The sequence below is a fragment of the Campylobacter mucosalis genome, from assembly GCF_013372205.1.
GTDB lineage: Bacteria > Campylobacterota > Campylobacteria > Campylobacterales > Campylobacteraceae > Campylobacter_A > Campylobacter_A mucosalis.
Genome location: NZ_CP053831.1, coordinates 359889 through 377389 on the forward strand (window position 1 = coordinate 359889; position 17501 = coordinate 377389).

16 protein-coding genes and 1 pseudogene are annotated in these 17501 nt (G+C 37.4%); 12 read left to right on the plus strand and 5 right to left on the minus strand.

What is annotated here, in order from left to right:
• Positions 1-57: 57 nt before the first annotated feature.
• From rplM to nifJ, 5 genes are all read left to right on the plus strand, one after another.
• The gene (gene rplM / locus CMCT_RS01815) at positions 58-483 is read left to right on the plus strand and encodes a 50S ribosomal protein L13 (protein WP_034969502.1); all 426 of its coding nucleotides are present in this window, start codon (positions 58-60) and stop codon (positions 481-483) included.
• A 2-nt stretch (positions 484-485) separates the two neighbouring features.
• Positions 486-875: a 30S ribosomal protein S9 gene (gene rpsI, locus CMCT_RS01820; protein ID WP_034969504.1), complete on the plus strand. Its 390-nt coding sequence runs from the start codon at positions 486-488 to the stop codon at positions 873-875.
• Positions 876-1019: 144 nt separating this feature from the next.
• A complete protein-coding gene (locus CMCT_RS01825) occupies positions 1020-2030 on the plus strand; it encodes an OmpA family protein (RefSeq protein ID WP_034969505.1) in 1011 nt (336 codons plus the stop codon).
• Between the two features lie 51 nt (positions 2031-2081).
• On the plus strand, positions 2082-2735 hold the full coding sequence (locus CMCT_RS01830; protein WP_034969507.1) for an HAD family hydrolase: 654 nt from the start codon (positions 2082-2084) through the stop codon (positions 2733-2735).
• A 93-nt stretch (positions 2736-2828) separates the two neighbouring features.
• A complete protein-coding gene (gene nifJ / locus CMCT_RS01835; protein ID WP_034969508.1) occupies positions 2829-6395 on the plus strand; it encodes a pyruvate:ferredoxin (flavodoxin) oxidoreductase in 3567 nt (1188 codons plus the stop codon).
• Positions 6396-6405: 10 nt separating this feature from the next.
• Here nifJ and putP read toward each other — a convergent pair whose 3' ends face one another.
• Positions 6406-7902: a sodium/proline symporter PutP gene (gene putP / locus CMCT_RS01840; RefSeq protein ID WP_034969510.1), complete on the minus strand. Its 1497-nt coding sequence runs from the start codon at positions 7900-7902 to the stop codon at positions 6406-6408.
• 135 nt (positions 7903-8037) lie between these two features.
• Between putP and CMCT_RS01845 the strand changes: the two genes are divergently transcribed.
• The 7 genes and pseudogenes from CMCT_RS01845 (at position 8038) to CMCT_RS09525 (ending at position 13690) form a co-directional block, all read left to right on the plus strand.
• On the plus strand, positions 8038-8745 hold the full coding sequence (locus CMCT_RS01845) for an amino acid ABC transporter permease (RefSeq protein ID WP_034969512.1): 708 nt from the start codon (positions 8038-8040) through the stop codon (positions 8743-8745).
• Positions 8738-9466 (plus strand): amino acid ABC transporter ATP-binding protein, encoded by a 729-nt coding sequence (locus CMCT_RS01850; protein WP_034969514.1) that lies wholly within the window; start codon positions 8738-8740, stop codon positions 9464-9466. Before CMCT_RS01845 ends, CMCT_RS01850 begins: the two co-directional genes overlap by 8 nt.
• Before the next feature lie 16 nt (positions 9467-9482).
• The gene (locus CMCT_RS01855) at positions 9483-10223 is read left to right on the plus strand and encodes a basic amino acid ABC transporter substrate-binding protein (protein WP_034969517.1); all 741 of its coding nucleotides are present in this window, start codon (positions 9483-9485) and stop codon (positions 10221-10223) included.
• A gap of 33 nt (positions 10224-10256) precedes the next feature.
• Positions 10257-10988, plus strand: a complete 732-nt coding sequence (thiD, locus tag CMCT_RS01860; RefSeq protein ID WP_034969520.1) for a bifunctional hydroxymethylpyrimidine kinase/phosphomethylpyrimidine kinase — start codon at positions 10257-10259, stop codon at positions 10986-10988.
• Complete coding sequence (gene thiE, locus CMCT_RS01865; protein ID WP_034969522.1) at positions 10985-11623, plus strand: thiamine phosphate synthase; 639 nt, start codon at positions 10985-10987, stop codon at positions 11621-11623. Before thiD ends, thiE begins: the two co-directional genes overlap by 4 nt.
• 312 nt (positions 11624-11935) lie before the next feature.
• Positions 11936-12211, plus strand: a pseudogene (locus tag CMCT_RS09520) (PDC sensor domain-containing protein); the annotation flags it as partial.
• 378 nt (positions 12212-12589) lie between these two features.
• The gene (locus tag CMCT_RS09525; protein ID WP_483398706.1) at positions 12590-13690 is read left to right on the plus strand and encodes a methyl-accepting chemotaxis protein; all 1101 of its coding nucleotides are present in this window, start codon (positions 12590-12592) and stop codon (positions 13688-13690) included.
• 22 nt (positions 13691-13712) lie between these two features.
• On the opposite strand, the gene CMCT_RS01875 is transcribed toward CMCT_RS09525, so the two are convergent.
• From CMCT_RS01875 to tupB, 4 genes are read right to left on the minus strand one after another with little or no spacing between them, the layout of a single operon-like run.
• The gene (locus CMCT_RS01875) at positions 13713-14924 is read right to left on the minus strand and encodes a glucose-6-phosphate isomerase (RefSeq protein ID WP_034967708.1); all 1212 of its coding nucleotides are present in this window, start codon (positions 14922-14924) and stop codon (positions 13713-13715) included.
• A complete protein-coding gene (galU, locus tag CMCT_RS01880) occupies positions 14911-15741 on the minus strand; it encodes a UTP--glucose-1-phosphate uridylyltransferase GalU (RefSeq protein WP_034967711.1) in 831 nt (276 codons plus the stop codon). Before galU ends, CMCT_RS01875 begins: the two co-directional genes overlap by 14 nt.
• A gap of 31 nt (positions 15742-15772) precedes the next feature.
• Positions 15773-16735 carry a tungstate ABC transporter ATP-binding protein TupC gene (gene tupC / locus CMCT_RS01885; RefSeq protein ID WP_034967713.1) on the minus strand — a complete coding sequence of 321 codons (963 nt, stop codon included), beginning with the start codon at positions 16733-16735 and terminating at the stop codon, positions 15773-15775.
• The gene (gene tupB, locus CMCT_RS01890; RefSeq protein WP_034967716.1) at positions 16732-17424 is read right to left on the minus strand and encodes a tungstate ABC transporter permease TupB; all 693 of its coding nucleotides are present in this window, start codon (positions 17422-17424) and stop codon (positions 16732-16734) included. The genes tupC and tupB overlap by 4 nt, the downstream gene beginning before the upstream one ends.
• Positions 17425-17501: the final 77 nt, after the last annotated feature.

A 17501-nucleotide genomic window follows, 5' to 3' on the forward strand; every position in this document is an offset into this window, starting at 1 on the left:
ATATATAAGTTTTATTTTTATACAATCACGTTTTAATTTATTTGGCAAAGGCAGAAAATGACAAAGATAACAAAGCCAAACGAAGTTAAGCGTGACTGGATAGTGCTAGACGCTACTGGTAAGCGTTTTGGTAGATTACTTACCGAAGTTGCAACTCTACTTCGTGGCAAACACAAACCAAACTATACTCCAAACGTAGATTGTGGCGATTATGTTATTATTATAAACGCTTCAAAGGCTGAATTTACAGGTGCAAACAAAGCAGAACAAAAGCTTTATCATCGCCACTCTGGCTATTTTGGTAGCGTAAAGAGTGAGAAGTTTGGTGATTTATTAGTTTCTAACCCAGTTAAGCTTTACAAGTTAGCAGTTCGTGGTATGCTTCCAAAGACGAAACTTGGCAAAGAGATGATAAAAAAACTAAAAGTGTATGCAGGTAGTGAGCATCCACACACAGCTCAAATAGCTAAAGAAGGAAAATAATTATGGCAAAAGTTTATGCAACAGGTAAAAGAAAGACAGCTATTGCTAAAGTTTGGATAAAAGCTGGTAGCGGTAAAATTTTAGTTAATGGAATGGATCTAAACACTTGGCTTGGTGGTCACGAAGCTATAAAGCTAAAGGTTATCCAGCCACTTCTTGTGACAAAACAAGAGAGCCTTATAGACGTGACTGCAACTACACTTGGCGGTGGTTACTCTGCACAGGCTGAGGCTTTAAGACACGGAATTTCACGTGCTTTAGCCGCAATGGATGCTGATTTTAGAGCAGCTCTTAAACCAAAAGGACTTCTTACTCGTGACTCAAGAACAGTTGAGCGTAAGAAATTTGGTCGCAGAAAAGCTAGACGTAGCCCACAATTCTCAAAACGCTAATATTAGTATTTTGCTCGAGTATCTTTACTCGAGCTTTTTTAATAAAATTTTTCTTTTAGTTTCCGTTTATTTACTTTTTTACTTCTTTATTTAAAATTTTATGATATAATTCAGCTTCAACTTCAAAATAGGAAAGGAAGTCTTATGAAAAAGATTGCTTTAGCTATGGTTGCTGCATCTGCTCTTTTTGCTTCAAATGCAGCGTATAATTACGAGATAACTCCAACAGTTGGCGGAGTTCACCCTGAGGGAAATCTAGGTCTTAACGATAAGGTTACAGCTGGTATTAGAGCTGCTAGAAACCTAGAAGGCGTATTCTTTGATCAAGTAGAACTAGGTCTTGACTACTCACACAGAGCGACTGAAACAGTTAATGGCGTAAGTCGTGGTGGACACGCAACTAGATACTTTTTAAATGTTGTAAAAGATGTTGTTAGCTTTGGCGACTTCAGCCTTTATGGTTTAGTTGGTGCTGGTTATGAAGATCTTTCAAAGCATTTTGTTGATAACGAAGATGGCGGTTTTGGTCAGTATGGTCTTGGACTAAGATACCAAGTTACTGACGTTTTTGCTCTTAAAGCTGAGGTTAGAGATGCTATCAAATTTGAACACGCTGATCACAATCTATTCTACACATTAGGCTTTGGTATAGGTCTTGACTCAAAAGCTCCAGCTGTTGCTGTTGCTACTGCTCCAGTTGCTGCTGCGGTTGCTACTTCAAACGATGATGATAACGATGGTGTAGTAAATGATTTAGATAAATGCCCTAACACACCAGCTGGTGTAGTTGTTGATGAAACAGGTTGTGAAAAAGTTATCGTTCTTCGCGATCTTGGCGTAAATTTTGCATTTGACAGCTATAAAGTAAGCCCAACTTATGCTGCTGAGATTAAAAAAGTAGCTGAGTTTATGTCTGAGCACCCTGAATACAGAGTAGTTCTAGCTGGTCACACTGATAGCGTGGGCAAAGAAGTTTACAACCAAAAACTATCTGAAAAAAGAGCAAATGCAGTTGCAAAAACTCTTGAAGGTTTTGGTGTAGACGCTAGTAAAATTTCAACAGTAGGATATGGCGAAACTAAGCCTGTTGCTACAAATAATACAAAAGAGGGACGCGCTCAAAATAGACGCGTTGAAGCTACTTTTAATAAATAATTTAGCTTTTAAATTATGGGGCTTTAATGGCCCCATTTTAGAGTTTTAAATTTGAAAAAAATTATACTTTTTGATTTAGACGGCACACTTATAGATTCAACTCCTGCAATAGTTCATAGTTTTAACACAGCCTTTACGTTTTTAGGTAAAGATACACCAGACATAAATAAACTAAAATCCCTAATAGGTCATACATTAGAGGATATGTTTGTTATGCTTGGGGTAAGAAAAGATGAGGTTAATAACTATGTTGACGCATATAGACAAGCATACCACAAGGTTTATTTAGAACAGACAACATTGATAGAGTCCGCAAAAGAGGCTCTTAAAGAGGCTTATAGTTTTGCAGATCTTGGGGTTGTAACTACAAAAGGGTCTTTGTTTTTGCCAAATTTATTAAAACATTTGGGTGTTTTTGACTATTTTAAAGTCCTGATTGGCAAAAATGACGTAACCTATCCAAAGCCAAATCCAGAACCGATAAATTTAGCACTAAGTAGACTAAATTCCAGCGAAAAGCAGCGTGAAAATACCTTTATGATAGGCGATACTCCGCTTGACATACAAGCTGCAAATTCTGCAAATGTAACGGCACTGAGCGTTCTTTGTGGTTATTGTGATTTTAGTATTTTAAGCCAATACAACGATAAAATTTTTAAAAATCCACTCGAAGCTGTTTTATTTGCAAAAGAGTTTGGTTGCTAAAATTTAGCTTCAAAATATTTTAAAAAACATCACTTAAGCATAATATTTAAAAAATCATTTTATAATACGAGATTAAAATTTTTAAGGAAAAATATGAGTAAGATAATGAAAACAATGGATGGCAACGAAGCAGCTGCGTATGCAGCGTATGCTTTTACTGAAGTTGCCGGTATTTATCCTATTACGCCAAGTTCGCCAATGGCTGATTATACCGATATTTGGGCGACTCAAGGAAAGAAAAATTTATTTGGTATGCCGGTTAAAATAGTTGAGATGCAAAGTGAGGCTGGAGCTGCTGGAACGGTGCACGGCTCACTCCAAGTTGGTGCGTTGACTACGACTTACACGGCTTCACAAGGTCTTTTGCTTAAAATTCCAAATATGTATAAGATAGCAGGACAGCTGTTGCCTGGCGTTATTCACGTTAGTGCACGTTCTATCGCAGCTCAAGCACTCTCGATCTTTGGAGATCATCAAGATATTTACGCCTGTCGTCAGACCGGTTTTGCTATGCTTGCTAGCGGCTCTGTGCAAGAGGTTATGGATATCGCTGGTGTCGCACACCTATCTGCTATTAAAGGGCGTGTACCGTTTTTACACTTCTTTGACGGCTTTAGAACTAGTCACGAGATACAAAAAATCGAGCTTATGGACTACGCAGAGTTTGATAGATTGCTTGACAAAGAGGCGTTGCAGAAATTTAGAGATGACGCTATGAATCCTGAAAATCCAAAAACACGCGGAACAGCTCAAAATGATGATATTTACTTTCAAACACGCGAACTTGCAAACAGATTTTATGACGCTGTGCCTGATATAGTGGCCCAGTATCTATCTGAAATTTCAAAAATAACTGGACGTGAGTATAAGCCATTTAACTACTACGGCGATCCTAATGCCGAGCGTATTATTGTTGCTATGGGCTCTGTTACACAAGTGCTTGAGGAAGTGGTCGATCATTTAAGGGCAAAGGGCGAGAAAGTTGGCGTTATTAAGGTTCATTTGTATCGTCCATTTAGCCTAAAATATCTTTTTGATGTTATGCCAACAAGTGTTAAAAAAATAGCAGTTCTTGATAGGACAAAAGAGCCAGGAAGCCTTGGAGAGCCTTTGTATCTTGATATAAAAGCTGCATTTTATGGACATGCAAATCAGCCTAAAATCGTAGGCGGTCGCTTTGGTCTTAGCTCAAAAGATGTAGATCCAGCCCAAATGTTGGCAGTTTTTGAAAATTTAAAGCAAGATGAGCCAAAAAATGGCTTTACAGTTGGTATTGTAGATGATGTTACTTTTACATCTTTGCCTTTGGGTGAGAAAATTTCGCTTAGTGATGAGAGTGTAAAAGAGTGTCTTTTTTACGGACTTGGAGCTGATGGAACCGTTGGTGCTAATAAAAACTCAATCAAAATAATCGGCGATAAGACCGATCTTTACGCACAGGCGTATTTTGCGTATGATAGTAAAAAATCAGGCGGTTATACAAGAAGCCACCTGCGTTTTGGTAAAAATCCTATCCGCTCGACATATTTGGTTTCAAACCCTCATTTTGTCGCTTGTTCAGTGGCTGCATATCTTGAGCTTTATGATGTTATAGGTGGCATTAGAAATGGCGGAACGTTTCTTTTAAATTCTATATGGGACGAGGCTGAAACTATATCAAGACTGCCAAATAAAGTTAAGAAAATTTTAGCTCAAAGAGATGTTAAATTTTATATCATAAATGCAACCAAACTTGCTTCTGAGATAGGACTAAAAAACCGCACAAACACAATTATGCAATCTGCATTTTTTAAACTAGCAGACATCATACCTTTTGAAGACGCACAAAAATATATGAAAGAGTATGCGTCAAAAACTTATGCCAAAAAGGGCGAAGCGATAGTTCAGATGAACTATAAGGCAATAGATGTTGGTGCGGATGGGCTTGTAAAGGTTAGCGTTGATCCTGCTTGGGCAAATTTAGATGATACGACCACTTCAAATTTGGCCTATGAGGGCACACAATTTGTCGAAAAAATCGTAAAACCTATAAATGCTGCAAAGGGCGATGATTTGCCTGTTTCTGCGTTTTTAGGCTATGAAGATGGTAGCTTTGAGGCTGGAACGACAGCTTATGAAAAGCGTGGTGTGGGAGTAATGGTGCCAAAATGGATAGAGCAAAATTGTATCCAGTGCAACCAGTGTGCTTTTGTGTGCCCACACGCAGTTATAAGACCATTTTTAATAGACGATGATGAGCTAAGCAAAGCCCCACAAAGCGTAAAAGATCACGTCTTAGAGGCAAAAGGCAAAGAGGTTAAGGGCTTAAAATATAAAATTCAAGTAAGTCCGCTTGATTGCACAGGATGTGAGTTATGTGCTCAAAACTGCCCTAGTAAAGAAAAATCACTCGTTATGGTTCCACTTGGCGAGGAGCTTGATAAAAACGAACAGGTTAATGCTGATTATCTATTTAAGAGCGTAACTTACAAAGATGATTTAATGGGTAAAGATAGCGTTAAAGGCTCTAGCTTTGCTCAGCCGTTATTCGAATTTCACGCAGCTTGTCCTGGTTGTGGAGAAACGCCTTATATTACGCTAGTTACAAGACTTTTTGGTGATCGCATGATAGCTGCAAATGCGACAGGTTGTAGTTCGATTTATGGTGGTTCTGCGCCTTCAACTCCATATACTAAAAATAAAGATGGGCACGGTGTTGCGTGGGCAAATTCCCTTTTTGAAGATAATGCCGAGTTTGGTATGGGTATGAAAGTAGCCACCGAAACTATACGCCACCGCATAGCTGATATTATGACACGTACAAAAGATAGTGTACCAAATGCCCTTAGTGCACTTTATAACGACTGGTTGGAATTTAAAAAAGATGGCATTAAATCTGCACAGATAACAAAAATTTTAGTTCCTATCTTGGAGCAAAATTTAGACGTTGTGGGTGTAAAAGAAATTTTAAGTCTTAAGCGATATCTAATAGCAAAATCTCAGTGGATTATAGGTGGAGACGGCTGGGCTTATGATATTGGCTTTGGCGGTCTTGATCACGTGTTAGCAAGTGGTGAGAATGTAAATGTTCTCGTGCTTGATACGGAGGTTTATTCAAACACTGGCGGACAAAGCTCAAAATCATCTCGTGCTGGTTCAATAGCGCAATTTACCGCAAGTGGAAAGCCTATGCAGAAAAAAGATCTTGGCTATATTGCTATGACTTATGGAAATATATTTGTTGCTCAGATTAACTCAAACGCTAGTCAAGCAAACGTGATAAAAGCCCTTATGGCAGCTGAAGCATACGATGGACCAAGTCTTGTTATAGCTTACTCTCCGTGTATAGCACACGGTATAAAAGGTGGCTTAACATACTCAGGAGATCAAGCCGAACTAGCTACAAAGTGCGGATACTGGCCAACATATATTTATGATCCGACTCTCATTAAAGAGGGTAAAAATCCACTAAAGATAACTTCAAAAGAGCCAGACTGGTCGCTTTATCAGGAATTTTTGCTAAATGAAGTTAGATACAATGCACTTAAAAAGTCAAATCCAGAACACGCCGATGAGTTGTTCTTGCACAACCAGAATGACGCAAAACGCAGATACAGACAGCTTAAGCGTATGGCTATGGCTGATTATAGTGACGAGCTAGAAAGCACACAAGAAGAGTAGGCCTTTTGGCTTACTCTTTAAGACTCTCTTTCATCTTTTCAAATTCATCTTGTATAGTTTTATGACGTGGCTCGTGAGTCATCTTGCCTATTGCGTCGCCCCAAACACTAACAACAACTATAACCACACTTGAAGCGATAAATCCTGGCAGTAGTTCATAGACGTAAGAATTTAGTCCAGATAGTATCCAAAATATCACAACTACTCCACCAACAACCATACCAGCAAGTGCACCAAATGCACTCATACGCTTATAATAAAGGCTAAAAAGTAGCACTGGACCAAAACTAGCACCAAATCCAGCCCAAGCGTTGCCAACAACTCCAAGCACCGTATCACTCGAAGCAAATGCAAAAAAAGTAGCCACCACAGCAACCACGACAACAGCGTATCTACCAATGGCAACTTGCGTTTTAATAGAAATTTCACGTTTATAAAAGGCTATGATAAAGTCTTTTGTAACCGAACTAGCACTTACTAAAAGTTGGCTAGAAACCGTGCTCATAATCGCTGAGAGAACAGCAGAGAGTATAACGCCTATGAAAAATGGGTGAAATAGCGTCTCTCCAAGCTTTAAAAACACAAGCTCGGCGTCCTTTAGTTGTGCGTTTTGTTGTGCAAAATACACAAATCCTATAAGACCGCTCATCATAGCACCAATAAGTCCTAGTATCATCCAGCCAATACCTATCCGCCTAGCTTGTGATAGCTCTTTTGAGTTTCTAATAGCCATAAAACGAACGATGATATGAGGTTGTCCAAAATATCCAAGTCCCCAAGACATAAGCCCCAAAACTCCCCAAAACGTTTGATCTTTAAAGATATTTAAATGCTCTTTATCTAAATTTACAATCTCGCTAAATAAATTTTTACCACCACTTAAATCTAAATTTAAAAATGCCACAGAAGGTATAGCAACAAGGACTAAAAACATCAAGGTTCCTTGAAAAACATCTGTCATACAAACGGCTTTAAATCCACCAAAAAATGTATAAAATACAACGATAAACAGCGTAAGTAAAGCACCTGTATAAAATGGTAGTCCAAAAAAGCTCTCAAACGTCTTGCCTCCAGCGATAATTCCACTTGAAACGTAGAGCGTAAAAAATATCAAAATAAGCATACCTGAAACTATTCTGAGCACTTTTGTGCGGTCTTTGAAACGGTTTTCTAAAAAATCTGGTATGGTTATACTATCGCTTGCGACCTCTGTATAAACGCGAAGCCTTTTTGCTAAAAACAAGTAGTTGCAATACGCACCAATAACAAGCCCTAAAAGCATCCATACATTTGATAGACCACTTGCATAAAATGCCCCTGGAACGCCAAGTAGCATCCAGCCACTCATATCAGACGCCCCCGCACTTAGTGCTGTTGCAAACGGTCCAAGACGGCGGTTATCAAGCAGGTACTCGCCCATATTTGCACTTTTGTTGTATGAATACCAGCCGATAAATAAAAGTACTCCAAAGTAAAGTCCTATCGCTACGTAAGATGAAAAATCCATATATTGCCTTTTGAAATTTAAAAACCACCATACTATTACAATTTTGTTTAAAATTTAATTTTTTAGCAACCTTTAAGCAAAAAAATATCAAATTTTTCGTATCATTATGCCCTACTTATTACAAAAGGGACAGAGTTGAACGAGAAATTTTTTAGAATTCTTTTTTTTCTAGCAATTGTCATTTTTGGTTGCTATTACGCTTATCCTACGGAGATGAACGAAATACAACGTATGGCTTATTTAAAAAGCTACGGAGTTACGCTTGGACTTGCCTTAGGTGGTATAGCTATTGGTATTACGCTTGGTTTTTTGCTGGCTTTTTTAAGATTTTTAAATATCAAAATTTTAAGCTTTGTAATAGATGAATATATCGACATTTTGCGTGGCACCCCGATACTTTTACAGCTCCTTATTTTCTCAGTTGTGATATTTTCTACGTGGAGTAATAACTTTTATGTCGCACTTATTGCACTTGGATTAAATAGCTCTGCTTATGTTGCCGAAATTGTAAGAAGCGGTATAAATAGCGTTGATAAGGGGCAAATGGAGGCAGCTCGTGCAATGGGACTTGATTATTCAACCTCTATGAGACAAATCATCTTCCCACAAGCTATTAAAAATATCTTACCAGCTCTTGCAAATGAGTTTATCTCGCTGTTTAAAGAAACTTCGGTTGTTGGCTTTATAAGTGTTGTTGATATTACTATGCAAAGCAAGAGTCTTCAGGCTGTTTTTTACAACCCAAAGCCATTCATATTTACTGGTATTGTATATTATGTAAGCATTAAATTTCTCTCATTTCTTGCTAAAAAACTAGAGGAGAGGCTAAACCGCAATGATTGAAATTAGAAATTTGATTAAAAATTACGGCGATTTGCAAGTTTTAAAAGACATTAGTGTTGATATTAAAAAAGGCGATGTTATAGCTATAATTGGTCCAAGTGGTGGCGGCAAAAGCACATTTTTGCGTTGCTTAAATCGTCTTGAAGAGCCAACAAGCGGACATATAAACATCGATGGCAAGGATATTTTGGATAAAAAGGCTGATATAAATAAAATTCGCCAAAAAGTATCTATGGTTTTTCAGCACTTTAATCTTTTTGCAAATAAAAACGTTATGCAAAATTTAACCCTAGCACCAATTAAAACTGGTCTTATGAGCCAAAACGAGGCAGAAGCTAAGGCGTTTGAGCTACTAAAAAGTGTTGGACTAAGTGATAAAAAAGACGCTTTCCCACATAAACTTTCTGGCGGTCAAAAGCAACGTATAGCTATAGCTAGGGCTTTGGCTATGGACCCTGAGATTATACTTTTTGATGAGCCTACATCTGCACTTGATCCAGAGATGATAGGCGAGGTGCTTGATATTATGAGAGATGTTGCTAGTAAGGGGCTTACAATGCTGGTTGTGACCCACGAAATGGGTTTTGCAAGAAACGTAGCAAATAGAATTTTCTTTATGGATAATGGCGTAATAGCAGTTGATGATACGCCAAAAAATATCTTTGAAAACCCGCAAAATCCACGCCTAAAAGAGTTTTTAGGTAAAGTTTTAAACCATTAAAATTTAAGGAGTGAGTATGAAAAAATTTTTGGCTTTGTTTGCCGTTTTGGCTTTTTTAGTTGGTTGCGGTAGTGACGAGAAGAGTGCTAGTGCAGAGCAGGTGATTAAACTAGGGCTTAGTGCAGACTATCCTCCATTTGAATTTGTCGATAAAGACAATAAAATCACAGGTTTTGATGTTGAGCTTATAAATGAGATTAGCAAGCGTGTTGGCTTTAAGGTTGAACTTGCAAATATTAGCTTTGACGGACTTATCCCAGCACTTAAAGCTGGTAAGATAGACGCGATTATGAGTGCTATGAGTGCGACAGAGGATAGAAAAAAATCAGTTGATTTTACCGACTCTTACTACGCTACTGAGAATTTATTCATCCGCAAAAAAGGCTCAGATATCAGTGATAAAAATTTAGCAGGTAAAAATATAGGTGCTCAGCTAGGAACGGTTCAAGAGATGGCAGCTGGTGAGATAGAGGGTGCTAAAGTATCTCCATACGATAGTCCACTAACCGCGATAATGGCACTAAAATCAGGAAAAATAGACTACGTTATAGTAGATAGCTCGATAGGCTATGGCTTTTTAAAGCAAAATGACGATATCGAGGAGTTTTTAAAGCTTCCTGATGGCAGTGAAGGCTTTTCTATCGCTTTTGATAAAGACAAAAAAACAGATTTGATAGCTAAGATAAATGACGCCATAAAGGCTATCAAGGCTGACGGCACGTTTGAAAAAATAGCTAAAAAATATGACTTGCAATAATCAAAGCCCCGAAAAAACGGGGTTTTATAAACTATGAAAAATATTTTAATCATAGCTGGAAGCGATAGTGTCGGTGGAGCTGGTATCCAGGCTGATTTAAAGACGGCTGAGGCACTCGGGTGTTATGGTGCTACCGCTGTTACGGCTATTACTGCGCAAAATACAAACGGCGTTATAGATGTTTTAGCGTTAAGTCCAAAAATGCTAGATAATCAGCTAAAAATGATAACTGACGAGCTTAAAATAGACGCTATAAAGGTTGGTATGCTTTTTAATAAAGAGCTTATATCTTGCGTTAAAATTTGGCTAGAAAATTTCAAAAACATACCAATTGTAATTGACCCAGTTTGTGTGGCAAAGAGTGGAGCAAAATTGCTAGAAGATAGTGCATTAATGGCGTTGAAAGAGCTTTTAAGCTACGCAACGATTGCTACTCCAAATTTGGCTGAGGGTAAAATTTTAGAGCTTGATTTTACAAATTTACCTTGCGATATTTTGCTAAAACGAACCAAAGTAGACGAGTTTTGCGAGGACTCGCTCTATCTTAGAAACGGCGAAATTTTAAAATTTTCTCAGCCACTTTTAAAGCCAGAGATTATGCATGGAGCAGGGTGTAGTTTTAGCTCGGCACTTGCTTGTTTTTTAGCTTGTGGCGATGATAAGATTTTAGCCATTAAAAAGGCAAAAAATTTTATATCAAGTGCCATAAGTGGTGCTCTTGATACAAAATTTGGCAAAAGAGTTTTAAATCACAAAGTAAGATGAGCGAAATTTACGCACTTAGCGACGATATCCTAAGCCCAGATGAACTTATATTATCTCACGCCGAGCAAATTTTAAAATCTGGCATTAAACTCTATCAATACAGAAACAAAAAAGCGGTAAAAAACGAGCAAATGGCACGTGAGCTTTTATTGATGTGCGAGAATTTTGGGGCGAAATTTATCATCAATGATGACGCGGATTTTGCTTATAAAATTGGTGCAAAGTGCCTACACATCGGCAAGGGTGACTCTAGCTTAAGCTATGCTAGACGTTTGCTTGGAGATGATGCTTTTATTGGGGTTAGCTGTTATGATAGTCTTGATTTAGCGATTAGGGCTGAGCAAAATGGGGCAAACTATGTAGCTTTTGGGGCAGTGTTTCCTAGTCTTACAAAGCCTAACACCACAAGAGTTGGTTTAGAAACGCTAAAAAAAGCAAAAGAAATTTTAAAAATCCCAGTTTGTGCCATAGGTGGCATAGATACGAGCAATATATCTCAAATTTTGGCACTAAATATCGACTATATCGCGATTGTAAGAGCTATTTACGAGCCAAAAAGTATTAGCGAAAATTTACTAAATTTACAACATATAATAAACAAAAAAACAACAATTATTATTAATAATAAAATCTAGCATATTTATCTTACTTTAACAAAAAACGCAGTAATATTACTCACTTGAGAAATTTTATTTTTATTAGGAGGGGTTTGAATGAATAAAGTTGCAAATAAAATAGGGCTAATCATTTTGATACTGCTTACTATTTCATTTTTTATTTTTTCATTTGTTTCATACAAGGAAACAGAAACTTCACTTATGAACGCTTCAAGTGAGTCAAAAGAAGTTTCTGCATTGGCGGCCAAGCTGTTTGTTGAAAGCTATTTTGATAGCAGGATAAAGGCGGTTGAAAATTTTGGTAAATTTTTAAAAGAGAACCCAGAATTTATGGACAACAGAGAAGAGTTAAGAAAACTAATTGAGAGAGTTTCTCAAACAACAAGCCTTACAAATATATTTGTGGGTTTTGAGAGCGATGGAAATTTATATCGCACAGACTATGAGGGCGACAACAAGGTATCATTTAAACATTACACAATTGAAAAGACAAAATATGACGCTAGGACACGCGACTGGTATAAAGTCGCACTTGCAAAAGGTGGTATAGCATTTACCGATCCATATATCGCAAAAACTGGCAACAAGCTAACAATAAGCATAGTTTACCCAATTGTAGTTAATGGCAAAACGCTAGGTGCGATAGCGAGTAATATCTTTATAGACGGCTTTAGTAAAGATATTGATCAGATGAAAGATAGCGCCTCAAGCGTCGTAACGATCATAGACTACACAAGGAAAAATATCGCTTATCATCCAAATAGCAAATATATCATCTCAGATGATCCAGATGCAAAGCACATAAGCTCATCTTTTATCTCAAATTTTGAAAAAAGTGGCGACAAGTCGTTTGTTTATAATCTTGGGGATGACGTAAAAATAGCCTCTTGCAAAAAATATGATATGGCAAATTGGCTTATCTGCTCGGCAAATTCATTTAAGGACTACGAACCAGCGTTAAACAAAGTCATTGCTGATCAGGTTATGTTTTCAATTATATTTATAGTTGTTATCGTTGGCGTTTTACTATTTGCAACAAGCAGATTTTTAAGACCAATAGGCGTGATCTCTAACGGACTTGCTCTATTTTTTGACTTTTTAAATCACAAAATTTCAAAAGTTCAAACCATAGAGCTAAAATCCAACGATGAATTTGGTAAAATCGGACAACTTATAAATGAGAATATTAAGCAAATCGAACAAAACCTATCCGAGCAAAATGCTTTCATAGCTGACGCTAATACTCTTGTAAATAGTATCAAAGACGGAAATTTCACAGCAACCCTAAATGCACAGACGATAAACCCTGCACTAAACAGACTAAAATCTGCATTCATTGATCTTCAAGAGGGACTAAGCAAAGCAATATCTAAAGATGGACAAGAGGTATTAAAACTCCTTGAGAGTTATAAACGTTCAGACTTTACAGCTAGACTTGATGATAATGGCACAATGGCAAGTGGTATAAACCAACTTGGTATTGAAATTTCAAATATGCTCCGTGACAACCTAGACAAAGCTGAAATTCTAGAGCAAAAAGCTCAGATACTAAGTGATTCTATGAAAGAGCTAACAGATGGAGCAAATAGCCAAGCAAATAGCTTGCAAGAGAGTGCTGCAGCAGTAGAACAGATGAGCTCATCAATGAGTGCCATATCTCAAAAGACACAAGATGTTATAAGACAATCTGAAGAGATTAAAAACATAATAACAATAATAAGAGATATAGCAGACCAAACAAACCTACTAGCACTAAATGCTGCTATTGAAGCAGCCAGAGCAGGAGAACACGGACGTGGATTTGCTGTTGTTGCTGATGAAGTAAGAAAACTAGCTGAGAGAACTCAAAAGTCACTTGGAGAGATAGAAGCAAATACAAATGTACTAGCTCAATCAATCAATGAGATGAGTGAATCAATAAAAGAGCAAGCTGAAGGTATAAATATGATAAATCAATCAGTAGCTCAGATAGATAACCTTACACGTGCAAATGTATCAGTAGCTAATAGAACTAATGAAGTAACAGCTGAGGTAGATAATATGGCTAAAGATATTGTTAGTGAGGTTAGGAAGAAGAAATTCTAATTAAAGGGGTAAGAGCCCCTTTTTATTTTAGTAGCATAGTTTTTAAAATTCTTTTACCAATCTCAACACCAGGCTGATCGTAAGTGTTTATACCAAGCATAATGCCAGTTGCTGATGTGAGTAGTTCATAGTAAAATATAAGCCATCCGACGTGCCACTCGTCCATTTTATCAAGCGTTATCGTATCTACGCTAATACCCTCTTGCACGAGTGCCATTTTGGTAGCATCACATTGCAGATTTATGAGTTCTGCCAGGCTTAATCCGCGGACAAAATCGCACTCACTAAGCCCATTAATGCTTATATCTGGAATTTTAACATCAACGCCCTGATCTTTTATTTTTATAAATGTTACGCTTTTATCCTTTACGCCGTCCATAATAAGCTGTAAAAAGCTATGCTGATCCCTTGAGCCAACAAGTCCAACAGGCGTAAGACCTACGCGTTTATACCCCTTTTTTTTACCCAGACTTTCTGCCCATAGTTGCACATACCAGTCGTTAAATTCAAAGAAATTATCCGAGTAGCTAAATACGACATTTATGTGTGCGTGTCTGTGTGTGGCGTAGTGGTAGGCTTTTGCGATTAGTGAGCTATCTTTTTGATCGATATATTGCTTTTTGCACTCTAACGCTCCTTTTAAAAGAGCGTCGATATCGTATCCGCAAAGTCCAAGTGGTACTAAGCCTATGGCGCTAAGCACACTAAATCTACCGCCAACATTTGACGGGAGATTGAAAAATTTTATTCCATTTTGCTCGGCATATTTTTGCAAATTTGTGTTTGGGTCCGTTATGATTAGAAAATTTTTGCTCATATCGGCTGGTTTAAACTCGTCAATTATACATTTAAATAGAGTTATGGTCTCTATCGTGTTGCCTGATTTTGAGCTGATTATAAAAAGAGTATTTTTGAAATTTATGCTTTTTATGACCTTGTTATAGGTTTTTACATCGACATTATCTAGAAAGTGAAGCTCTCTTTTTTGTTTTGTAAGCATTGAGTATATGGCTTTTACGCCAAGCGAACTGCCACCTATGCCGACTAATACGATATCTTTTATGTCATCTAAGCTCTTTTCGTATTCATAAATTTCATTAATTTTTAAAATGCCAATGTCTGGTAAGTGGTAATACCCTATCTCGCCACTCTCGTACTCATCATTCATTCTCTTTGCGTAAGCGTCGATGATATCGGACTTTGCTAGGTTGAAGTAAAATTTATTTTCTACCATATTCTTTCTCATAAAAGTAGTTTGTAGCCTCTACAAAACCCTCGATACTTCCGCAGTCAAAACGTCTGCCTTTAAATTTGTATGCTAAAACCATACCCTGTTTTGCCTGTGTTTTTAGTGCGTCAGTGATTTGTATTTCGCCGTTTTTGCCAGGTTTTGTGGTTTCTAAAATGTCAAAAATATCTGGTGTTAATATATATCTTCCAATGATGGCCAAATTTGTTGGAGCTTCGGCGGGATCAGGCTTTTCTACCATATCATCTATCATTATTAAATCACTACTTATCTCGTTCCCGCTTACTACTCCGTAGCTTTTTACCTGCTCTTTTGGCACTTCCATTACCGCTACAACCGAGCATCTGTATCTTTCATAAATTTTCATCATCTGGCTTAAAACACCCTCGCCATTTTCATTTACACACAAGTCATCAGCCAAAATAACTCCAAATGCCTCGTCCCTTACAAGTGTTTTGCCGCTATAAATCGCGTGTCCTAGCCCTCTCATCTCGTTTTGGCGAGTAAATGAAAATTTACACCTTTGCATAAGTGTTCTTATCTCGTCTAAAAGTGGCTCTTTGCTGGTTCCTGCTATTTGATGTTCTAGTTCGTAACTTATATCAAAATAGTCCTCTAACGCCCTTTTGCCACGCCCTGTGACAAACGCCATACTATCCATACCAGCCTCTAGTGCTTCGTCCACTCCGTAGTGTATGAGTGGTTTTGTAAGTATAGGCAACATCTCTTTTGGGAGTGATTTTGTAGCCGGTAAAAAGCGTGTGCCATATCCAGCTGCTGGAAATAAGCAGGTTTGTATCATTGTTTGTCCTTGGTTTTTGCTTTAAATTTTACTATTCTAAGCTTAAAAAAGCTTCATTTGGGATAGCAAAATATATGCTTTCTCCAGTGACTAATGGGCTGTTTTTGAAATTTTCGCCACTGCTTACGCATTTTATAAGCATATCGCCTATTTTGATTTTTACTAAAAAACTATCTTTATAAACGATAGAAATGGAGTGTAAAATTCCATTTAAACAGCCGTCAAAAGGCTCTTTTGAGAGTTTTATAAGATTTTGATTTATTGCTACTTTGTGGCTATTTTTTAAATTTTGTGGCAGATTTAGCTCTAAAAAGTCTATGCGTGAGTTTTTAACATCAAAGATATTTTTTAACTCAAATTCGCTTACCTTGCCTTTGTGTAAAAACACGCTTTCTTCACTTAAAGCACTTAGCCATTTTTCATCGTGACTTGCGATGATGAAATTTGAGCCATGCCTCGCTTTTGCGTATTCAATGGCTTTGCTAAAGAGCTTTGCAGTGCCTAAATCAACGGCATTTGTCGGCTCATCAAGCAAATTTAGCTTTGCTCTAAGGCATAAAAGCAGAGCAAAGGCTATGCGTTTATTTTGTCCAGAGCTTAGCTCAAAATGTCGTTTTTGCAAAAAACTCTCATCAAGTCCGACAAGCTCAAGTGCTTCTCCGACATAGGAGTTAAACTTATCTAAGTTGCCCCTAGTTTTTAGTGTAAATTTGAAATTTTCTTTGACACTGCGTTTTAAAAGCATCGGTTCAGGAAGTAAAATTGCTATATTTTTTAGCTCGTTTAGGCTAAATTTCTTTATGTCCTTGCCCCAAATTTTTATCTCTCCGCTTGTTGGTTTTAAAAGCCCTGCTATGCACTTTATGAGTGTACTTTTACCACTTCCGTTTAGTCCAAGAAGTGCGGTTGTTTTGGCTGTATTTATGTTTAGATTTTTAATATCAAGTGCGTAGAAATTTTCATATTGGAATTTTAAATTTGAAATTTCTATCATCTATCTAGCCTTTTTAGTGCGTGGATTAAAAAATTTACAGCAAATGCGATGAAAATAAGCACCAATGCTAGTGCTATGCTCATATTAAACTCGCCTTTGCTGGTTTCAAGAGATATGGCTGTAGTGATAGTTCTTGTAAAATACTTGATATTGCCACCAACTAGCATAGCTACGCCAACCTCTGCAACTATGCGTCCATAAGCTGTAGCTGCCACGACCATTAGCGAGTAGCGTAGTTCGTAGATGACGACAAAAGCGAGTTTAGCAGGAGCAAGTCTGTATGATAGTATGCTAAAGTAGTGTTTTTCGTCCATATTTTCAACTACACTTGCACTTAGTGATGTGATTATTGGGATTGCAAGCATTAGTTGCCCTATGACTATGGCTTTTAGTGTAAAGAGTATGCCAAATGAGCCAAATGGCCCGTTTCTAGTGATAAATGCATACAAGATAAGTCCGATAGCAACGGTTGGGATAGCAAGCGCGGTGTCGCTAAGAAGCCTTAAAAATTTCGCCCCTTTAAATTTGTAAAAACCCAAAATAAATCCTAATGGCAACCCTATAAAAAGAGCCAAAACGATAGATATACTAGATGTATAAAGTGTAGCTTTTATGGCTGAAAAAGTCTGCTCATCGCCACTAAAAAGTAGTCTAAACGCAGCAAAAATACCATCAATGATAAAATCCAAAAATAGCCTTTAAAAATTTTATGTAAAAATTGCATATTAAATTTAAAATTTTGTGCTATTATAGCACATTTAAACCA